This window comes from Clostridium sp. 001, from assembly GCF_019056555.1.
In the GTDB taxonomy this organism is placed as follows: domain Bacteria; phylum Bacillota; class Clostridia; order Clostridiales; family Clostridiaceae; genus Clostridium_B; species Clostridium_B ragsdalei.
Window position 1 is genome coordinate 557,102 of sequence record NZ_CP020473.1, and the last position, 19,426, is coordinate 576,527.

Here is a 19,426-nt window from a genome sequence, read left to right on the forward strand (position 1 = left end):
TCTACAATGCATATACATTTCGTTCTAATATATTGTAGCATAAAAATTTTTTTCTATATAATGCTATAATATAATAAATAAAATACAAAAGCAGGTGAGTTGAATGAATGAAGAAACTTTATATAAACCAGAAGAGATTGCACAAAAACTTAAGTTAACAAAAGGTACTATATATGAGATGATTAAACGCGGAGAGCTTCAAGCACACCATATAGGAAGGTATATTCGTATATCTGACACTCAGTTTGAAGCCTACCTTCTAAAATCTAATGGTTATGAAAATATATATGAGGCAACCTTAAGTAATAAAAATGGTGAAACCTTTGCAAATATTGGATCTGTCAGCATCTGTGTTAACTCTAAACTTGAGGGAAATGTTAAAATTTCCATTCGCCCTGAAAATATTATATTAGCTAAGGGGACATTTGAAAGCAGTGCAAGAAATCTCCTTAAAGGCAATGTAATTAGCATTATCAATAATGATGACAGTGCAATGGTAGTTGTTAACATTGGTATCCCCATAAAAGCACTTATAACTACAAAATCTTTAATTGAAATGGGGATTGAAAAAGGAACTGAGCTATATGTGGTTTTTAAAACCATGTCTGTAACAGTTTATAAGTAGATTTTTTGATAAACAGAGCTCTTGGCATCAGATGAAGTTTTGACTTCATCTGATGCTTTGTTTGTATGTCTTTTTAAAATATGAATTCTTCACTACAAAGTAACTCTATTTCAATAGCATCTCCTTTTTTATAGTCTCCTTCACCAATTTCTGAAATAAACTGTCCATTTGTTCCCAAACACATACCAATAGAGGAGGTTTTAAAAGGAACAGGAGTAGCTATATATGTCCCATCCGTCTTTTTTCCTATATCCATCTTACACAAAAATGAAATTGGCTTCGGACAAGGCATATCTTCGGTAAGAACAGCAGTAACCTTTTGACGTCTTATCATAGGTATCCCTAAATACTTATTAACTATGCTTCTAATACACCAATCTAACCCATAATATGCTGCTAAAGCAGGTCCAGGCAAATTAATAACAGGTTTTTTATTGATAACCGCCAGACTTATTGGTCTGCCAGGACCTGCCTTAACCCAGTGTAATAAAACCTCCCCTTTGTTTTTAAACACCTTTGTAGTAAAATCCTCTCCACCTTTAGAAGATCCTCCATTCATTATAACAATATCTGCTTGTTTTAATGATTTCTCTAAAGCAATTTCAATACTTTCAGAATTATCTTTTACAATTGGATAACACAGAGGTTCAGCCCCCATCTCAATAATCATATGCTTGGCCATAATACTATTGGAATCAATATTTTGGCCTCTTTGTGGTTCTGTACCGGCAGCCACAAGTTCACTACCTGTTGGAATAAAAGCTACTACTGGCTTTTTTAGAACTGGAACCTGGACAATTCCACCTATAACCAAGGCTGCTAAATCACTGGGACGTATTGGCATTCCAGCTTTTAATACACAATCGCCTTCTTTAATAGTACTGCCTCTTTTTTTTACACACATTCCTTCTTTAACTTCAATTTTCTCTTGAAACTTAAGTCTCTCTTGTGCATCAAAAGAAACCTTTTCAATCGGTATTACTGTATCATAACGATCATCAAAATCATCACCTGTATCTGCTCTTGAGTATTCCCTTCCATCTATCCAATGAGAAGTATCAGGCATGCCATCTTTAAAAAAACTGGAGGACACCGCTGCACCATCCATCATTGAAACTCTATAAGTAGGCAGTGTATTGCAGGAATATATGTTTTTTGCAGGTATTCTATAAACAGCCTCTGCTATAGGAACAGTTTCAATTTGCCGACCTGGGGGACATTTTTGAAACAGTATACTCAGCGCCTCCGCCTTAGTCTTACTATTATTCAAATCTAACATATTATTCACCTTCACTCTCCTGTGACATTGTATTTTTATGATTTAAGTCTGGCTCCCGATGAGACAATACTATATCATTTTTAAAGTAAGGCTTAATATCAAGAACAGGTGTCTCATTAATAACATCAAGACCAGTAACATAAAGAACGTTTCCTTCAACCTTCTCTAGCTTAACCAAACTTAATGCAATTGGATTAGGTCTAGCGGGACATCTAATTGCAAACACACCAAATTCATCTGATAATGGATTAACTTTCTTAGGCACAACCTTCATTAAATTTCGCGGTGCTTTATGAAGCCATGACAAAATCCATAAATGTGAACTCTCATCAATACGCTCCAATGCTTCTAAAAACTCTGGGAATACTTCTATTTTGGCATCAACTCCACTTAACGGCATAATTTTTGTATCTGCTATTTTAGATTTTACGATTCCTATAGGAGTAAATGTAACGCTATCAGCTTTCATAAACTATAACATCCTTTCTTAATTATTACCTATTTAGCAGAATTATTTAGTAAAGCTTTTGCATCATTATCAGATATATTAGTATGATAGAAAAGAGAATAGAACTTTTCTACTTCCTTAACCATATCAACTTTATAAACATCTGGATATAAAGTTGCAGCTAACCATCTCAAGCCTAAATACCTATTTACAGAAGGTGGACGATCAAACCAATTGAAAGGTAGACTAGGTATTTCATATATTTTACCATTCTTTACTGCATTAATATTTTTCCACTCCTCACTAGTCTTAATTAAATCAGAAGCACCTCCATCATCCTTTCCCCATGAAAGTATTACATCGGGATTCCATGACAAAACCTGTTCCATTGAAACATCGCTCATACCGCTTCCTGGCTTTGCTTTGACTTTAGCAACATTATTTCCATTAACCATATCCAGTACCAAAGCATGACTTGAACCGGATGGTTCTGTTGTAAGACCTTTTGGACCTTCAGCATAATAAACATTAACCCTTTTCTCTTTAGGTATACTTTTAGTTGCTTCTGTAACCTCTTTAACAGTATCGGTACAATAGTTTGTAAGCTCTTTTGCCTTGTCCTCCGCTCCAAGTATCTTTCCCATAAGTGCATAAGCTTTATCTATTTTTTCAAAACTGCTGTCAATTACAATAACTGGAATATTAATCTGTTGTTGTAATTTATCTGCAGTACTTACTGATGCTTTGTTAATATCATCAGGACCAATTGAAAATATTACATCTGGTTTAACTTTTGCCAATTGTTCTGTATTAATATTGCCATTCATCTGTAAACCACCCAAAAGTGGAAGTGATGTATATTTTGAAGGTATGTATTTTTTCTCACTGTCTGTGAATTTCATTGACAATCCAGCCATCTTGTCTGGTGCAAGGGAATATGCCATAATCATACCAATAGGACTAGTATAATAGCACTTATTAATTTTCTTAGGAATCGTAACTTTTCTTCCTGCATCATCAGTAATTGTTTGTGTAGTAGCTTTTGGCGTTTCTGCTTTTTTTCCACAGCCTGTCAAGCTAAAAAATACCGAACAAATTAATAAAAAAATCATCATTATAGGAAAAATCTTAGATTTCTTTTTTCTTATCATTTTGTATTTACCCCTTTCAAATATATTTACTGTTGATAATGTGTTTTAATGCCAGTATTAATTTTATTGTGAGTGAACACATACCATTCTACCTCCACTTTTAAATATGTTCATTTTTTTACCTTCCTGAACTGCCTTCCAAATAAGTTGCTGCTCAATTACAATGAAGCTTGCTATGAGTTTGACTCCATAATTAAATAATACCTTAGAAACTGGTACGCTTGGTCCTACTAAAACAATTTCAGCTCTTTTAGACAGCTGAATCAATCTAGGCATTGTTTTATTTGTAAATGCTGTTCCTGTAATGAATACGAAGTCTTGCTCTGGAAGCAAATACTCACAAGCTGAGTCAGGATAATCCCCTACCTGTGGTTCTCTTTCAAGTATAGATAATTCACACATTTTATTAAGCTTCTCAATACCCGGAAAATGGCCAATAACTGACACTTTTTTACCTCTCATACTTGGCTCTAAAATTTTAAAAGCATTATACTTTTCTGCATCATCGGATTTAGGCACTGGCTCACCAGTGATATCTTTAATTTGTGAAGAATTATTAAATGCTGCATTAATCGCCGCCATTCCAAGTGATGCTTCAAGCATATTCCATGACTTTGAATATTCAGCAAGTCTTTTAAGCTGCATTCCAGAAATATTGGTAAGTTTAGTTCCTTGCTTACCACCTTTAATAGTCTTAACAATACCTAGTCCCTTTTCTGAACGTACAAGAGTCCATGAAGCCCCAACCATACATTCAAGTACTGTTAGATCATCGGGGATTTCATTAATAAGATCATCATATATCTGCCACACACGTTTTCCCCCCTATCTAAATTTTTTTATAATAAGAACCGTTTGCACAAGCCTTGCATAATACCTTTCCATCTTTAATGACATCTCTGCCATCCATAACTTTTTCATGGCAAATTTCACATTTTACACTCTTAGTAGGCCTTCCTGGCAAATCTTCTTTTTTTATATCTATCTTAACAGGCTCAAATTTAAATAATTGTTCATCAGTAAACTGTTCCCAAAATGAAAGTGCATCCTCATCTGGGGAAGGATTTTTCTTAGCATTTACAACAATTCTTATACCCTTTTGTGTATTCATATCAATAAAACTGGCACCCATTTTACCATAATCTATCCACTTCAACCTTCTTTTTCCCAACGAACATCCTGTTACAGCTTGGACAGCATCTGTTAAACATCTATCTGTTTCTACAAATACTATAAAATCTTTATTTTTTGCAGGTTCTTCAATTCCCAAATAGTTCAATCCTGCACGAGCAATTCTTACACCTAAAATAATACCGCTGCATAAATGGCCATGAAATTCACGTGCCTTTTTTACATCTTCTTCAAAATGATTATCCATATTAACACTCCCTTTAAAATGTTTTATATCAAAATATATACCTATTTTTGACTAATAGGACCACCAGAACGCTGATATTTTACAGCTTGAATTTCAGCCATCACTGCTAAAGCAATCTCAGCCGTTCTTTTTCCACCAAGATCAAGTCCTATAGGCGAATGAACCTTTTTTATAATCTCGTCCGTAATATTAATCGTTTTCAAATTTTTGAAATAACCTGCTACCCTGCGGCTATTACCTAAAGCTCCTATATAACGTGCTGGAGAAGAAATAACAGCTTGCAGTGACTTCTCATCAAATTCATGATGGTGTGTTGCTATCACAATGCTTGTATCTTCTGTTATAGAACACAATTTAAGGTTTTCAACAATATCACCTAAAAGGAGTTCATAAGCTTCAGAAAATCTTTCTTTAGACAACATATCTGGTCTGTTATCGGCTATTGTAACTCGATAGCCAAGCATCCTTGCAAATTTATAAATGTTATGTGAAACTGTGCCTGCCCCCGCTATTATCAAACTATCATGATTGCAGAAACTATTGATAAAAATCTCAACTTTACCTTCAAGAGTATCAAGTAAAACCTTCCTTGAAAGTCCCCTATTGATACATATTTTTCCCTGATCAGCAGCCTTTTTTTCAATAAGTTCACTTCCTAAACTGCCAGCCAGAACTTCACCTTCTGCATTAACCAGTATCATTGCACCAACTCTGCAATTATTTATACTCTCTGAAGAAATAACTGTAATCAGAGCCGCTTCCTTATTAGCTTCCTGATATTCAGCTAAAAGGCGCATTAAATTCAGTTTCAAATCATTCACCTTCCTTTCTACTTACATACTACTTGCTTAACTTTTGGAAATAATAAAGTTCAAATAACAAAGAACAGATAAAGATGATTTCCATCGTACCTCAGGAAACCTATAATTTTAATATTTTATGTGTCTATTATAACTAAAGCAAACTAAATACAACTTAACAAAATAATAATGGACTATTAACAATATAAGCAATCAAAACATAACTAAACTATTTAAATTATAGCAAGATTAATATTTTTCTGTCAATAGCGCAAACTTTTCTTTTAATGTATTTATATATCAGTTATAAACAATAAAATAAAGACTTCTGCATTTTATTTATCATGCCTAAAGTCTTTATTTTTTTTTATAGTATCCTTATAAGTAATTTATATTCCGTTTCTATTATAAACATAAGCAAAAATCAAGGATGAACCTACTATCCATGCAAAAATTACAAATATATTATAACCTGAACCTTCAAGTATATTTTTACCATCAAAAACTTTTTTAAGAATTATCATTGAATTGTAGTTTGGCAGCAAAGTGGCAATTTTATAAAAAGTTTTATTTAATCCTGAAAGCACAGGTATCATAAATAAAAACATGCATAGAGGGGTACCAATAGTCCCTGTTGCCATTTGATTTTTAGATATAATTCCAATTACAGCTCCAATTTCTACCATACTAATTAAAACTACAATCGTTATAATAAAATACATAAACAAATACTGCAGTTGAATCCCCAACATAAAAAATATAGCTATATTTACAATCGCTGAAATGAAAATAGTTATAAGTGCCTTTCCAATTAAAAATTCTACAGGAGAAAGCGAAGTTAACATAAGAGTCCTCAATGTATTTTTTTCCTTTTCCTCTGCTATTAACATAGCCATTATAAGTGTAGCCACCATAACCAAGTTCATATTAAGTATTATATTTAAAATATATATTTTTCCTTCTTGTGAATTTATTATATTTCTAAATATCTTTAAATATATAACACAAAATATTACTGGAAGTGCGGCCATAAAAAGTACATTTATATTTTTAGGCAGTTCCTTTAACTCCTTGTTGAATAATGCATTTACTCTTCTTATTGAAAATTCCATTACAATTCCCTCCCTGTAATATCTAAAAATATTTCTTCAAGATTTGGCTCCATTGAATGAATGGATAAAATCTTTCCATCTTCCATCCAGTTTTTAACTTTAATTGCTCCATCCCTATTATTCTTCACGGTTACTTCTTCATTATCTCTTAAAACAACTTTGATATCGTCTTTTGCATATTTTAACTTTAATTTTCCAGGAGCTCCTATATCAACTATCTCTCCTTCATTTAAAAAAGCTACTCTATGACACAGCTTGTCAGCTTCATACATATTGTGAGTAGTTAAAAATATGGTTGTCCCTTCTCTATTAAGCTCAAGAAGCAGTTTGTGAACTTCTAAAGCCGTGCCAGGATCTAAAGATGACGTAGGTTCATCAAGAAATAACAATTTAGGATTGTGAATCACTGCTCTTGCTATCATAAGTCTTTGTTTCATTCCTTTAGATAGTTTCTTCACATCCCTTTTTCTATACTCTGTCATTTTCACTTTTTCAAGTATTTCATCTACATTTTTCTTTTTTACTCCGTTTATATTTGCAAATAGCATCAAATTATCTTCAACTGTAAGTCTTTCATATAACCCACTGTTATCTGAAAGCACTCCTATATTTTTAAAAATATCTTTTTTTTGTGAACGCAAACTTTTATTAAATATTTTCACATCACCGCCTGTTGGCAGTAATTGGCATGTAAGTATCTTAATTGTAGTAGTTTTTCCAGCTCCACTTGGTCCTAAAAATCCAAATATTTCTCCTTCTTTAACATCCAGAGTTAAATCTTTAATTGCTGTATTTTCCCCAAAATCTTTTCTAAGACTTTTAATAGAAATAATATTTTCCATAGCTAAAAACTCCTTTCAGTTTTACTATGGTTAATTATTATACAAATGCTGCTATTAAACCATAAAATCAACATGAAAAGAGTAATACAACTTATGAATCCTGCTTTTTTAGAGCTGAATTTTCACATTTTGAGTTAAAAATATCATATATTTAGGATATCTTTTAGCTCTTTCATTCTCCCTTTTGAAAGTGGAATAGAACTTTTAGTTTTATCATCGAGACTTAAACTATAACTATTTCTTGTCCACATCACAACTTCACGTACTCTTTGAAGATTTACCAAATAAGATCTATGACATCTAAAAAATCCAAAATGTTTTAGCCTTTTTTCCAGCTCTGTGAGCGGCAGCATGCATGGAAACCTTTCTCCTTTTATGTTTAAGTTACTTTAGGCGTTTGCGAAACGCTACAACCCGTATAAATGCGGTGTATTTTTTGTTACAAAACAAAATAACTCCTCACTGATTTATGGTAAAATTGAATTGCAAAGAAACAAAATCACCATATACCTCAGAAAGGAGTTATATATTTATGATACCATATAAACAGCTTTCTTTGGCAGATATTTTTTCTGATTGCAAAGAAAAATTTGAAAATAACAAGCCTCAGTTTCTTTCTTTACTTGAAAATACTATTAACCTTGATGATTTAATCCCTGCTTCCTTCATAAATCATTTTTATGCTTCTACTGGAAGGCCCCGTAAATACAGTCTTTACGCCATGCTCCGTGCTTTGATTTTGCAGCACATTTTTTCTATTCCTACGGATTCCCTTTTGATTATTTTTCTTAAATATTCTCAAGAGTTAAGGGATTTCTGCGGTTTCCTTAAAGTCCCTGATGCTTCTAAATTCACACGTTTTAAACAGGATTTTATTCTGGACTTACAATTGATATTTGATAATCTCGTTGATATTACTGAACCAATATGCCAGCAAATTGACCCCAAACTTGCTTCTATGACTATTTTTGATACTTCTGGTATCGAAGCTTTTGTTACTGAAAACAACCCTAAGTATGCTAACCGCATCATAAAACAGCTTAAGACTTTTAAGAAAGTACATGCTTTAGATGATTCTTATGATCCTTATAAAGCTGCCTATGGTTCTATGCCTCCACACGCTTCAGCTAATCCGGCCATTCAACAAATGTACATTAACGGTCATTTTTGCTATGCTTTTAAATTTGGCATTGTAACCAACGGACTTGGTATTGTAAGAGATATTTCATTTTACAATCAGGATTTTCTAAAAGCACATCCTGATATTGTTATTGAGAAAAAATCTGATTCACCGGATGAAGATAAATCTCTTGCTGATTCTAAAGCTCTTATACCTGTTCTTATGGATTTCTTTGCAAAACATCCTTTGATAAATCCAAAAATCTTTTTAGGTGATGCTGCTTTTGACAGCATTCTGATTTATCGATACCTTTTGCATGATTTGAAATTTGAAAAGGCATTCATTCCATTAAAAACTAAACTTGCATCAAAAGAATTCGACTGCCCTTTAAATGAAAATGGTATTCCATGCTGTCCTTATGACCATTCGCTTCCAATGAAACGAGAAGGCAGTAAAACACACTTACGTTCTGGAATTCCATCAATGAAATTCGTATGTCCCAAAATGAAATGGGTATACAATAAAAAAACTAAAAAGAGCAAACGTGTAACTCTATGTGAAAATCCATGTACAAAATCTTCTTGCGGCAGAATGTTTTACATTTATCCTGAAAAGAATCTTCGTGCATATCCTGGAACTACTCGTGGAACTCTCCAATGGGAAAACACTTATAAAATCAGGACTGCTGTCGAGAAAAACATCAACCATTTCAAAGGCAGTTATTGCGTTGCGGATCGTAAGACACAAAATGAGCTAACGCTTCATTCTGACTTACTTCTAGCCGGTATAACTCAGCTAATAACAGTTATTGTAGCAAATAAAATACATAAAAATGAATATATTAGAAGCCTAAAACCATTAATTGCATAAATTTTATTTGTAAAAAATAGAAACCCAACTTTGCTTTATTTCGTGCGCCCTTTTTTATCAATATGGCTATTTCAAATCATAAAAATTTGTCTTTAAACTTCTAACAATACTTTTGCAACTTCTAAACATCTTTTATTCATTTTTATTAGCGAGTTTCGCAATTACCTATTAAGTTACTTACACCCTGTTCACTTTCTACATAATCTATTTCCATAGGATCAAAGAGAATCATTCTTTCATTAATTTTAGCAGGAATCTTTTCAATTTTATATACTGTCTCATCTCCGCTATCTGATTCTTCTTGGCTGTTTTCCTCTCCCTGTATTTCTTTTAATCCATTTTCATCTATGCTATAGGATTTTCCACCAAGGAGTAGTATATCCTTAAAAGATACAGAAGTATTGAATACAATTGCGCCATCTGAAATCAATTGATCCATGCTTTGTGTTATAAGCTTTGCATCATATCTGTCCATATTAAGTATAGGTTCTTGAAATATTAGAAACTTAGGTTCTTTAAGCAATTCCCTTGCAAAGCTAAGTCTCCTTTTTTGAGAATAAGTAAGCTTATTTATTTTAGTATTTTCAATATCTATAAGAGCAAGTTTCAGCACTATTTCCTTATAATTAACTTTAGAATTGGCCATATTTTTATAAAATTTCATATAGGATTTTACAGTCATATTTTCATAAAAGCCTTCTTTTCTAAATACAACGCCTATGTGTTTCATATTTCTTCTTATATAAGTTTTGTTACCTTCTCCGTGAATATATATCTTCCCCTTAGTAGGCACCTCTTTGTCTAAAATAAGATCAATCAATAAATCACTTATTTGATCACTACACTCTATATTTATCAAATTACCCTTTGTAACTTTAAATGTTATATTATTTATTACAATATCGCCTTTTACTTTATATAACTCACTTATTTCCAGCAAAACTAACCATCCTTGTACAATATATTTAGATTAGTGAAGTCAACCTATAAAACTCTTTTAAAATATTCCCAAATATCACAGTACAATTATAAATTAAGTATAATTGTAACTCAACATTTATTTAACCTATATCCAAAATTTTACCTTCACTTAATTTTTAAAAAATGTATAATATAATTATTGCTTAAAGAAAGGAATTGACAGAATTGGACAACAAAAGTTTTTTTACGAATAAAAAAATAGTAATACTACTTGCATCTTTTTGCTGTATATTATGGGGAAGTGCCTACCCTGGAGTTAAAAGTGGGTATGCCCTTTTTAAGATAGGCTCAAAAGATATATTTTCAGAATTGTCTTTTGCCGGCTACAGATTCATACTTGCAGGAGTAATTGTTTTAATAGTAGCCCTATTTTCCTCTAAAAACATATTTTCAATAACTAAAAAAAATGTCAAACAGATTATCCTACTTGGTTTGACTCAAACTACTCTTGAATACATATTTTTCTATATTGGACTTGCTAATACCACGGGGTCAAAAGGCTCTATAATGAATTCTACTGGTACATTCTTCAGTGTAGTACTAGCCCATTTTTTGTATAAAAATGATAGAATAAATACTAAAAAAGCTATAGGCTGTATACTTGGTTTTATTGGTGTGCTAATTGTAAACTTCAGCAGTGAACTTTTGAGTTTTAGCTTTAAATTTACAGGTGAAGGTTTTATCATATTATCTGCCTTTGTATTTTCTGCATCTTCAATTTATGGAAAACAAATCTGCAAAAATATAGATTCAGTGCTTGTAACAGGGTATCAACTCCTTATAGGAGGTTTAGCTCTTTTAGCTCTTGGAATTTTCAATAAAGGCTACGTGACAAACTTCACAATTACCTCTACTTCTATTTTATTATATTTAGCAATGCTGTCAGCTGCCGCATTTTCAATTTGGACAGTGCTATTAAAATATAATAAGGTTGGATTTATTTCCATGTTTAATTTTGTAATTCCTGTAGCAGGTACCATTCTATCTTCTATATTTTTAGGTGAAAGTATCTTTAATGTTGAAAACATTGCAGCTCTTGTGCTTGTATGTATAGGAATTTTTATAGTAAATAGGGATTCAAAATAATAACATTATTTTGAATCCGGTTCTACATGTATAATTGCATGTTTGATTTTAAACTCTCTATTTAACATTTCTTCTATTTCTTCCGTGATTTCATGGCTTTTAACTACAGTGAGCTTAGAATTAACCCCTATTACAATGTCAAGCAAAATATTATTACCATGAACACGTGCTTTCGTCCCTTTAACACAGCTCACGCCATCAACTTCCTTTATTTTAGAAACTATACTATCTAACTGTTTGCTGTCAAAACCATCTGTTAAATTATGTGCTGCTTCCTTAAAGATTTCCCCACCTGTCTTACAAATTAAAATTCCCACTAGCACTGCTGCTAGTGGATCTATCCAGGGAAATCCAAACTGAGAAGCTATGATTCCAGCTGCAGTACCCATACTTACCCAGGCATCTGAAAGATTATCTTTTGCAGCAGCCATAAGTGCAGAACTTTTAATTCTAAGCGCTACCCTTTTATTATATACATAAACTGCATATATAAGTATTGCACAAATAATGGCGACCACTGCTGAAATCATATCTGGTGCCTTGTTCTTTAAAAAAATAGTAGAGTACACTGCATTGTAAATTACATCTAAACCTACAGCTATCATTATTAACGAAGCAACAAGTGAGGATATAGTCTGTGCTCTTAAATGACCATAGGCATGATTATCGTCTGCTGGTTTTCCAGATATTTTGAGTCCTATAATAATAGCCAGTGACGCAATTATATCCGTGGAATTATTGACTCCATCAGCAGTAAGTGCTTTAGATTGATAAAAATATCCTAAAGTCAATTTAAGCATCGATAAAATTATGTAAGCTATAATGCTAATACGTGCACCCTTTTCTGCAATCTTGAGATTTTTATAATCTTCATCCATACTTTTCTCCTTAAAATTAGAATTACATTTTACATAGTAGTTCTTTAAACTTTTTATAGTTAGTTTTCACACCTTTATCCAAATTTATTTCTATTTTTGTAAAATCCATGTATTTCATCATTTCATCATACTTTTCCAGTTAATTTATTTTTTTAAGTTTCCCTATATAAAGTGGATTTGATACCAAAATTTCTATAAACAGAGTTCTTTGCATTATATAAAAAAACACTATTAAAATCATCATATCAAATGATTTTAATAGTGTTTTTAAATTACTATCTATCAATGAATCTTACTTAGTGGAAGTGTTACAGTAGGTAGCCATCAGATAAATTACTCTTTTTTATCAAAGTCAAATGTATCTTTAATAGAATCCAGTACTGATTTTACAGTCTTATTAGCCAGTTCTTCTATTTCATCCATTACCTCATCTTTACTTTTTATTCTACTTATATATATATCCAATTCTTCTTTTGCAAAATTTCTTACGGTTTTTAAAACCATATATTCTTCGTTACCTTCTTTAGGAATTATAGTGTCTCCACTTTGTATATTTGTAAACATAGGATTATCTGAAGTTACTTGACTTTTCAGTTCTTTTTTATTTTCTCCATTTTCATCTAAAACAACATAAAAATTTACAACAGTTTCCATTAATGTTCATCTCCATATTTTCAAATTGTTTCACTGTATTATAATATTGTTTTAGATGAAAAAATGTTACTTTTCCTTACCTTTGTTCAGTTTAATTAAAAACGCAGCTGTAACTGCTGTTATAGGCACTGCAAATATAAGCCCTATACTTCCTGCCAGAGCTTTTAAAACTTCAGAAGCAATAATATCCTGGTCTAATGCTGTAGAAATAGATGTACTATAAGAGTAAGATGAAATCATAATCATTATGTACATGGCCCCTCCTACATAGGCAAGTATCAAAGTATTAGCCATAGTACCCATAATATCTTTTCCCACATTCATACCCGATTTCACAAGTTCCTTTACAGTCATATCAGGTTTTGCCTCTTTTATTTCCATTATAGAGGACGCTATAGACATACTTACATCCATAACTGCCCCAAGTGCTCCCATGATTATTCCTGCAAACAGTAAACCTGGAAAATTGAAATTAGCATTTTGTGAGGTATATATAATAGACTGCATTTGATCATCAGTAAGTCCATTTAACATCATTATAGAGTTTGAAAAGAAAGCTATGGCCCCTGCAATAAGTACCCCACCAGAGGTTCCTATAATAGCAGCAAGTGTTTTTTTATTTTTACCGCTTATTATAAGCAGGTTAACTATGGTTACAAAAATGCATATTGCAATAGATACTATCATTGGGTTAAATCCCTGTAGTATAAGTGGTATAAGCACTTTTATTACCACAATTCCAGTTATGGCTAAAGTTATCACAGATTTAAACCCTTTTAAGCCACCTATAGCTATAAGCAATATAATTAAAAATGCAGCCAATCCATATAGCCATTTATACCTCACTATCTCATAAATATAAGCTTTTTTTACATTGTTTTTTGAGTCATATTGTATATTGACTAATACTTCATCTCCTACTTTTGCAAAGCTCTGTGTACTGCTTCCTTCATCTTTGATTTGACCACCTGCAAAATTTTGAACTGTAATCACTTTGCCTTTAAAACTTCCCGATATAATTTTTACATCTGCATTGGAAAATCTTTGAGAGTTTTTGCCACCATTTGCATGTATTTTAATAACTTTGCCATGAACTGGTGTGTTATCGATGTCTGAAGTCCCGCTTGCCATAACTTTTGCAAAAAACATACCTGCAGTCATTACAATAAACGCCAACAAACTAATTACAATAATCTTACTTACTTTTTTCACTTCAATTCATCCTTCCGCCATAGATCCCCTCTAATATTTAACTTACTATCCTTCTACTTTAATCTTTATGCTATCATTTTCTATATCTATGACGCTAACGGTATCTTTAATTTTATTGTCAAAGAGCACTTTATCTACAAAATAGGGTTTTATTTTCTGTTTTACTATCCTCATTATCTCTCTTGCACCATATTCTAATGACACGCCTTTTTGTGCTAGCCATTTATAGCAATTATCTGTAACTGTTATCTTTATATTCTTAGTTAAAAGTTGCTTTTCAAATTCACCCATGGCTTTTTGTGCTACACGATATGCCATCTGTTCATTCATTCCATTAAAAAATATTATGTCATCCAATCTATTCCTAAATTCTGGAGAAAATACTCTATTTACTTCCTGGGAAATTGCATCATCTTTTACAATTCTATTCCCAAATCCCATAAGTGACTTTCCTAAATACCTTGCTCCTGCATTTGAGGTCATTATAAGTATTACATTTTTAAAATCAGCTTTTCTTCCAGTATTATCTGTAAGAGTAGCATAATCCATAAGCTGCAGCATTATATTAAGTACATCTGGATGTGCCTTCTCTATTTCGTCTAAAAGCAGTACACAGTAAGGAGTTTTCCTTATAGTGTCTGTTAAAAGTCCACCTTCTTCATATCCTACATATCCTGGTGGAGAGCCAATAAGCCTTGCCACTGTATGCTTTTCCTGATACTCACTCATATCAAACCTTATTAATGGAATATTTAAAGCATTTGAAAGCTGTTTACTTATTTCCGTTTTTCCTACACCTGTCGGGCCTACAAAAAGGAGATTTGCCACGGTTTTGTTGTCTTCATTAAATCCAGCTCTTGACCTTTTAATTGCCCTTACTACAGCCTTTACTGCTTCATCCTGTCCAAATATCTTTTCTTTAAGAATCTTATCTAAATCCTTAAGTACTTTTGTCTCATCCTGTGACAAAGTTCCCTCTGGTATTTTTGCCATAGATGAAATTGTCTTTTCTATGTGTTTTTTTTCAATAACTATTTGTTCTTCATCTTTTCCATGAAGCCTTGCATAGGCACCAGTTTCATCTATTACGTCTATAGCTTTGTCTGGCAAATACCTATCATTTATATATTTTATAGATAAATCTACTGCTGCTTTTAAAGCTTCATCTTCATAAACCACATTGTGAAATTTTTCATACTGTCCTTTTATACCTAAAAGTATCTTATAAGTATCTTCTGCAGTAGGCTCCGGTACTTCTATTTTTTGAAATCTTCTGGCAAGGGCTCTATCCTTTTCAAATATCTTTTTGTATTCGTCATAAGTAGTAGAACCTATAAATCTAATTCTCCCACTAGTCAAAAAAGGTTTTAAAATATTTGCAGCATCAAGAGACCCACCAGATACAGATCCCGCTCCTATTATAGTGTGTATTTCATCTATATATACTATAGCCTTATCTTCCTTTTCTATTTTCTTCAATATATTTTTTATTCTTTCTTCGAAATCTCCCCTGTACTTAGTGCCTGCTAAAATAGACCCCATATCCAAGGAATATATTTTACTGTCTTTTAAATTTTTAGGCACTTTGCCATCTGCAATCAGGCTCGCCAGTCCTTCTGTGATGGCTGTCTTTCCAACCCCTGGATCTCCCACATGAATTGGATTATTTTTGTTTCTTCTTGAAAGCACCTGAATTGTTCTACTAAGTATATCATCTCTACCAATTAAAGGATCTATTTCACCATTTCTTGCCTTTTCAGTAAGTTCTACTGAGAAATCTTCTATTTGAAAAAATAAGGGCATATCCTGTTCGTCAGATGAATATATAGCATCATCTTCAATATTATAATTAAACATATTTGCTGGAGTTCCATGAGTTATATAATTTAATATATCTATTCTCTTTATCCCTTGTTTTTTTAAAAAAAAGCTGGCAAAACTCTGCTCTTCATCATATATGGATATAAAGATATCTCCTAATTTTATTATTTCCTTTTCAGCTGCTAAAACATGCTCTCCCGCAGAGGTTAATACATTTTGCAAACTTACAGTTTCCAGCGGCTCTTTTTTTTCTGTAACTTCTATATTATCACTAAAATACTGTAATAAATCTTTTTTTATATCCTGTACACTTCCGCCGCATCCTTCTACTATTTCCATTCCCTCTGGGAAAAATAAAGCAGCATATAATAAATGTTCTGGTGTAAAATATTCATGCTTACAATATTTTGCTTCATTGTAAGCCGCAGTCATAATTTCATTTACTATTCTATCTAGTTTCATAATTATTCCTCTTCCATACTAAATTTTAGTGGGAACCCACTGCTCTCCGCCATCTTTACAGCTTGCATTATTTTGGTAGCAGCAATATCATAAACATATACACCTGCTACTCCTATACCTCTTCTATGTACATCATACATTATTTGGGTAGCTTCTACAGCACTTTTTTCAAATATTTTTATTAAAACTTCAACTACAAATTCCATAGTAGTATAGTCATCATTGTGTATAATGACTTTATACATAGAAGGTGGTTTAATTTTCAATTGAGGATTTTGTTTTAAAACAGTTTTTTGCGTCATTTTAACAACTCCATAGGTGTAAGGCATTTTCAAAGAAATAACCAGTCAATATGCTAGCCTATTTTTTCAAATGTCTAAATATATAATACATAAAATCATTTTAACATAATTTAATTTCAAAGTGTACAATAATGAATTGATATTACTGGAAAAGTAGATCACAGAAGCTTCAATTATACACATCTGGAAAGTAATTAATTACATGTATGTAAAAAAACATCCCCATAAGAAGGATGTTTTTATATGCTATTTTTTACTTTACAGGATAATAACTTCCCATATCAATATTAATAAGTTTCAAAGATGAATCCTTGTATTTATAAGATCCTTTGGCCCATCCAATCACATCTGCATGACAGCTTCCCGATATATCTTCATAAACCTTTAATTCATATACTCCATCACCATCTATGTCAGACACTGTAAATCTTGGTCCATGACCTACGTATAGATCTAAACTTTCTCCATCCTTTTTAATATTTTGTATGCCTTCATCTCCTGTCAAATCCACAGAACAAGTCTTATCAAGAGATTTTGAATACATTTTTAATGTATCATATCCATCAAGGTTAAAAGAAAGGTCACTCTCAGGAAAAGGATTTAAACAATTTTCAGCACCATATTTTCCAAGTTCAACAAATTTATTATCTTTTAAAGTTTCTATATCACAAGTTTGTATATAACTATTTCCCCCATTTTCAACTACTGCTGTAATATCTGGGGTTCCATCTCCATTTATGTCTGCAAGTACGATATCCCCTTCCCCAGATGAAAAGTCTTTAATAGTCTTGGAATCAATTACTTTTCCATCTGAAGCATCCTGCACATATAATATTGGACTTAAATCATCACCTTTACAGGCTAATATAACATTCTCAGGTTTTCCATCATTATTTACATCAGCAGTTTTAAAATCAATTATTTTATTTCCTTGAAAATCTCCATCAAGATCTAATTTAGTACCATTAAAACTATTTTCTATGGAAGAATTTACAGAACCTTGTCCACCCAAAATATATAGGCTTGTGTATTTTGAATCATCTATGTATTTTTTTTGTACATTTGCATTTACTCCATCAGTTAACACTATAGGTGCATTTAATTTTGAAGCAAGTGCACTACCAGATAGAGCATCTGGAAAATTTTCACCATTAGCTAAAATTACGCTTTTGGAATCCAAATTAAAATAGTTAGCTATTTTAATTGAGGTTTCATACCTATTACTGCCGCTAATTCTAACTAAATCATCGCTTTTTATATAAGCCATAGCATTTTTAAGCTGATCTTCAACTTGACTATCCAATACACCTGTTCCACCAACTATATAGATCTTAGATGGATTTATAGAAGTTATCTTCTGAATTATGCTATCTGGAATAGAATTAGATAAACTCATAAATATAGGATATCCTTTAGAAGCTGCTACACTTGATATACTAAGTGCATCTGGAAAATTTAATCCATTTACAAGCACTACAGGAGTACCTTTTGAAGGATTTATTTCATCAACTATGGAATTGTTGGTTTCAAATCTATTCTTTCCTCCAAGTCTTTTTATATTGTTAAAATTTAACTTATTCAAACAACTTATAACCTGTGGACTTACAGATGCATCTCCTCCTAAAACATATATAGTTCCATCTTTAGATACATGACTTTCTATATAACTTAAAGAGTCATACTGAGAAGGATCATTAACATCATCCATAAGCAAAATAGGTGCATTTAATTTTTTTGAAAGTACAGAACCTGCGAGAGCATCTGGAAAATCTTTTCCTGATGCCAATATCACATTTTTTACTTCTTTTGAATCAAATTGTCTGCTTATATTTGCAGAGGTTTCATACCTGTTAACACCATATATTCTAGAAATATTGTAATACTTTCCACTGTCTGCAAAAACATTATGGAAAGATGATACTATAATGGCACAGGTCAAAACCATAGTTACTTTGATAAATTTTTTATTCATAATATTGTTCTCCCCTTTTATGTAAACTAAGTAAAAATGTATATATTACTCATTTTTTAATATCTGATAATACATACATAAATTCTTCTAAAATTTATTATATTATTTATATTTTACTATGAGATTAAATTAACTGTCAAATAAATGAATAAATTACTAAGTATATCTTCATATAAAAGTATAAAACTAATATTGAAATGGAGGTGTTACATTATGAGTAGAAGACCTTTAGTTCCAGAAGCAAAACCCAAACTGGATAAATTGAAAACAAAATATTCAAACGAATTTGGCATGGAATTTAACAACGATTATAAGGGAAACAAGACTTCAAAATTAAATGGCCATAATGGCGGACTTGTTGGCGGCTTAATGACTAAAAAAATGGTAGAGGAATTTGAAAAAAATTTAATAGATAAGTAATTGTAAAAAACAG

At 31.8% G+C, this 19,426-nt stretch carries 18 protein-coding genes and 2 pseudogenes; 4 read left to right on the plus strand and 16 right to left on the minus strand.

The annotated features are described in order from the left end of the window. Positions 1-103 precede the first annotated feature (103 nt). Entirely contained in the window at positions 104-625 is a 522-nt protein-coding gene (locus tag B5S50_RS02415) for an excisionase family DNA-binding protein (protein WP_065078129.1), read from the plus strand. Positions 626-698: 73 nt separating this feature from the next. Here B5S50_RS02415 and B5S50_RS02420 read toward each other — a convergent pair whose 3' ends face one another. From B5S50_RS02420 to B5S50_RS02460, 9 genes and pseudogenes are all read right to left on the minus strand, one after another. After that, complete coding sequence (locus tag B5S50_RS02420; protein ID WP_254306746.1) at positions 699-1,904, minus strand: molybdopterin molybdotransferase MoeA; 1,206 nt, start codon at positions 1,902-1,904, stop codon at positions 699-701. 1 nt (position 1,905) lies between these two features. Next, the gene (gene tsaA, locus B5S50_RS02425) at positions 1,906-2,373 is read right to left on the minus strand and encodes a tRNA (N6-threonylcarbamoyladenosine(37)-N6)-methyltransferase TrmO (RefSeq protein WP_217302980.1); all 468 of its coding nucleotides are present in this window, start codon (positions 2,371-2,373) and stop codon (positions 1,906-1,908) included. A gap of 29 nt (positions 2,374-2,402) precedes the next feature. Next, positions 2,403-3,503 carry an ABC transporter substrate-binding protein gene (locus B5S50_RS02430; protein WP_217302981.1) on the minus strand — a complete coding sequence of 367 codons (1,101 nt, stop codon included), beginning with the start codon at positions 3,501-3,503 and terminating at the stop codon, positions 2,403-2,405. A gap of 63 nt (positions 3,504-3,566) precedes the next feature. Next, entirely contained in the window at positions 3,567-4,316 is a 750-nt protein-coding gene (locus B5S50_RS02435) for a DUF364 domain-containing protein (RefSeq protein WP_217302982.1), read from the minus strand. Between the two features lie 16 nt (positions 4,317-4,332). Then, on the minus strand, positions 4,333-4,881 hold the full coding sequence (locus B5S50_RS02440; RefSeq protein WP_065078125.1) for an FmdE family protein: 549 nt from the start codon (positions 4,879-4,881) through the stop codon (positions 4,333-4,335). 41 nt (positions 4,882-4,922) lie between these two features. Then, positions 4,923-5,693 carry an XdhC family protein gene (locus tag B5S50_RS02445; RefSeq protein ID WP_217302983.1) on the minus strand — a complete coding sequence of 257 codons (771 nt, stop codon included), beginning with the start codon at positions 5,691-5,693 and terminating at the stop codon, positions 4,923-4,925. A 377-nt stretch (positions 5,694-6,070) separates the two neighbouring features. Further along, on the minus strand, positions 6,071-6,793 hold the full coding sequence (locus tag B5S50_RS02450) for an ABC transporter permease (protein WP_217302984.1): 723 nt from the start codon (positions 6,791-6,793) through the stop codon (positions 6,071-6,073). After that, positions 6,793-7,635, minus strand: coding sequence for an ABC transporter ATP-binding protein (locus B5S50_RS02455; protein WP_065078123.1), 843 nt, complete (start codon positions 7,633-7,635; stop codon positions 6,793-6,795). Before B5S50_RS02455 ends, B5S50_RS02450 begins: the two co-directional genes overlap by 1 nt. Positions 7,636-7,778: 143 nt before the next feature. Further along, positions 7,779-8,024 (minus strand): annotated as a pseudogene (locus B5S50_RS02460) (LytTR family DNA-binding domain-containing protein); the annotation flags it as partial. 143 nt (positions 8,025-8,167) lie between these two features. Between B5S50_RS02460 and B5S50_RS02465 the strand changes: the two are divergent. Further along, positions 8,168-9,512 (plus strand): annotated as a pseudogene (locus B5S50_RS02465) (transposase). Positions 9,513-9,770: 258 nt separating this feature from the next. Here the strand turns inward: B5S50_RS02465 and B5S50_RS02470 are convergent. Beyond that, positions 9,771-10,565 (minus strand): ATP-binding cassette domain-containing protein, encoded by a 795-nt coding sequence (locus B5S50_RS02470; protein ID WP_254306675.1) that lies wholly within the window; start codon positions 10,563-10,565, stop codon positions 9,771-9,773. A gap of 206 nt (positions 10,566-10,771) precedes the next feature. On the opposite strand from B5S50_RS02470, the gene B5S50_RS02475 reads away from it, so the two are divergent. Further along, positions 10,772-11,692 carry a DMT family transporter gene (locus tag B5S50_RS02475; RefSeq protein WP_217302985.1) on the plus strand — a complete coding sequence of 307 codons (921 nt, stop codon included), beginning with the start codon at positions 10,772-10,774 and terminating at the stop codon, positions 11,690-11,692. Positions 11,693-11,697: 5 nt separating this feature from the next. On the opposite strand, the gene B5S50_RS02480 is transcribed toward B5S50_RS02475, so the two are convergent. The 6 genes from B5S50_RS02480 to B5S50_RS02505 form a co-directional block, all read right to left on the minus strand. Further along, positions 11,698-12,570 carry a cation diffusion facilitator family transporter gene (locus tag B5S50_RS02480; RefSeq protein ID WP_217302986.1) on the minus strand — a complete coding sequence of 291 codons (873 nt, stop codon included), beginning with the start codon at positions 12,568-12,570 and terminating at the stop codon, positions 11,698-11,700. 333 nt (positions 12,571-12,903) lie between these two features. Further along, a complete protein-coding gene (locus tag B5S50_RS02485; protein ID WP_217302987.1) occupies positions 12,904-13,224 on the minus strand; it encodes a hypothetical protein in 321 nt (106 codons plus the stop codon). A gap of 66 nt (positions 13,225-13,290) precedes the next feature. Next, positions 13,291-14,436, minus strand: a complete 1,146-nt coding sequence (locus B5S50_RS02490) for a YibE/F family protein (protein ID WP_217302988.1) — start codon at positions 14,434-14,436, stop codon at positions 13,291-13,293. A 45-nt stretch (positions 14,437-14,481) separates the two neighbouring features. After that, complete coding sequence (clpA, locus tag B5S50_RS02495) at positions 14,482-16,719, minus strand: ATP-dependent Clp protease ATP-binding subunit ClpA (protein ID WP_217302989.1); 2,238 nt, start codon at positions 16,717-16,719, stop codon at positions 14,482-14,484. Positions 16,720-16,721: 2 nt separating this feature from the next. Continuing rightward, complete coding sequence (locus B5S50_RS02500) at positions 16,722-17,021, minus strand: ATP-dependent Clp protease adaptor ClpS (protein ID WP_217302990.1); 300 nt, start codon at positions 17,019-17,021, stop codon at positions 16,722-16,724. A gap of 253 nt (positions 17,022-17,274) precedes the next feature. Further along, positions 17,275-18,993, minus strand: a complete 1,719-nt coding sequence (locus tag B5S50_RS02505; RefSeq protein WP_217302991.1) for a cell wall-binding repeat-containing protein — start codon at positions 18,991-18,993, stop codon at positions 17,275-17,277. A gap of 213 nt (positions 18,994-19,206) precedes the next feature. On the opposite strand from B5S50_RS02505, the gene B5S50_RS02510 reads away from it, so the two are divergent. Further along, on the plus strand, positions 19,207-19,413 hold the full coding sequence (locus tag B5S50_RS02510; RefSeq protein ID WP_217302992.1) for an alpha/beta-type small acid-soluble spore protein: 207 nt from the start codon (positions 19,207-19,209) through the stop codon (positions 19,411-19,413). The last annotated feature ends 13 nt before the right edge of the window (positions 19,414-19,426 follow it).

Coding starts and splice junctions, on each gene's coding strand:
- B5S50_RS02415 (WP_065078129.1), top strand. CDS start 104: ATGAATGAAGAAACTTTATATAAACCAGAAGAGATTGCACAAAAACTT.
- B5S50_RS02420 (WP_254306746.1), bottom strand. CDS start 1,904: ATGTTAGATTTGAATAATAGTAAGACTAAGGCGGAGGCGCTGAGTATA.
- tsaA (WP_217302980.1), bottom strand. CDS start 2,373: ATGAAAGCTGATAGCGTTACATTTACTCCTATAGGAATCGTAAAATCT.
- B5S50_RS02430 (WP_217302981.1), bottom strand. CDS start 3,503: ATGATAAGAAAAAAGAAATCTAAGATTTTTCCTATAATGATGATTTTT.
- B5S50_RS02440 (WP_065078125.1), bottom strand. CDS start 4,881: ATGGATAATCATTTTGAAGAAGATGTAAAAAAGGCACGTGAATTTCAT.
- B5S50_RS02450 (WP_217302984.1), bottom strand. CDS start 6,793: ATGGAATTTTCAATAAGAAGAGTAAATGCATTATTCAACAAGGAGTTA.
- B5S50_RS02455 (WP_065078123.1), bottom strand. CDS start 7,635: ATGGAAAATATTATTTCTATTAAAAGTCTTAGAAAAGATTTTGGGGAA.
- B5S50_RS02480 (WP_217302986.1), bottom strand. CDS start 12,570: ATGGATGAAGATTATAAAAATCTCAAGATTGCAGAAAAGGGTGCACGT.
- B5S50_RS02485 (WP_217302987.1), bottom strand. CDS start 13,224: ATGGAAACTGTTGTAAATTTTTATGTTGTTTTAGATGAAAATGGAGAA.
- clpA (WP_217302989.1), bottom strand. CDS start 16,719: ATGAAACTAGATAGAATAGTAAATGAAATTATGACTGCGGCTTACAAT.
- B5S50_RS02500 (WP_217302990.1), bottom strand. CDS start 17,021: ATGACGCAAAAAACTGTTTTAAAACAAAATCCTCAATTGAAAATTAAA.
- B5S50_RS02505 (WP_217302991.1), bottom strand. CDS start 18,993: ATGAATAAAAAATTTATCAAAGTAACTATGGTTTTGACCTGTGCCATT.
- B5S50_RS02510 (WP_217302992.1), top strand. CDS start 19,207: ATGAGTAGAAGACCTTTAGTTCCAGAAGCAAAACCCAAACTGGATAAA.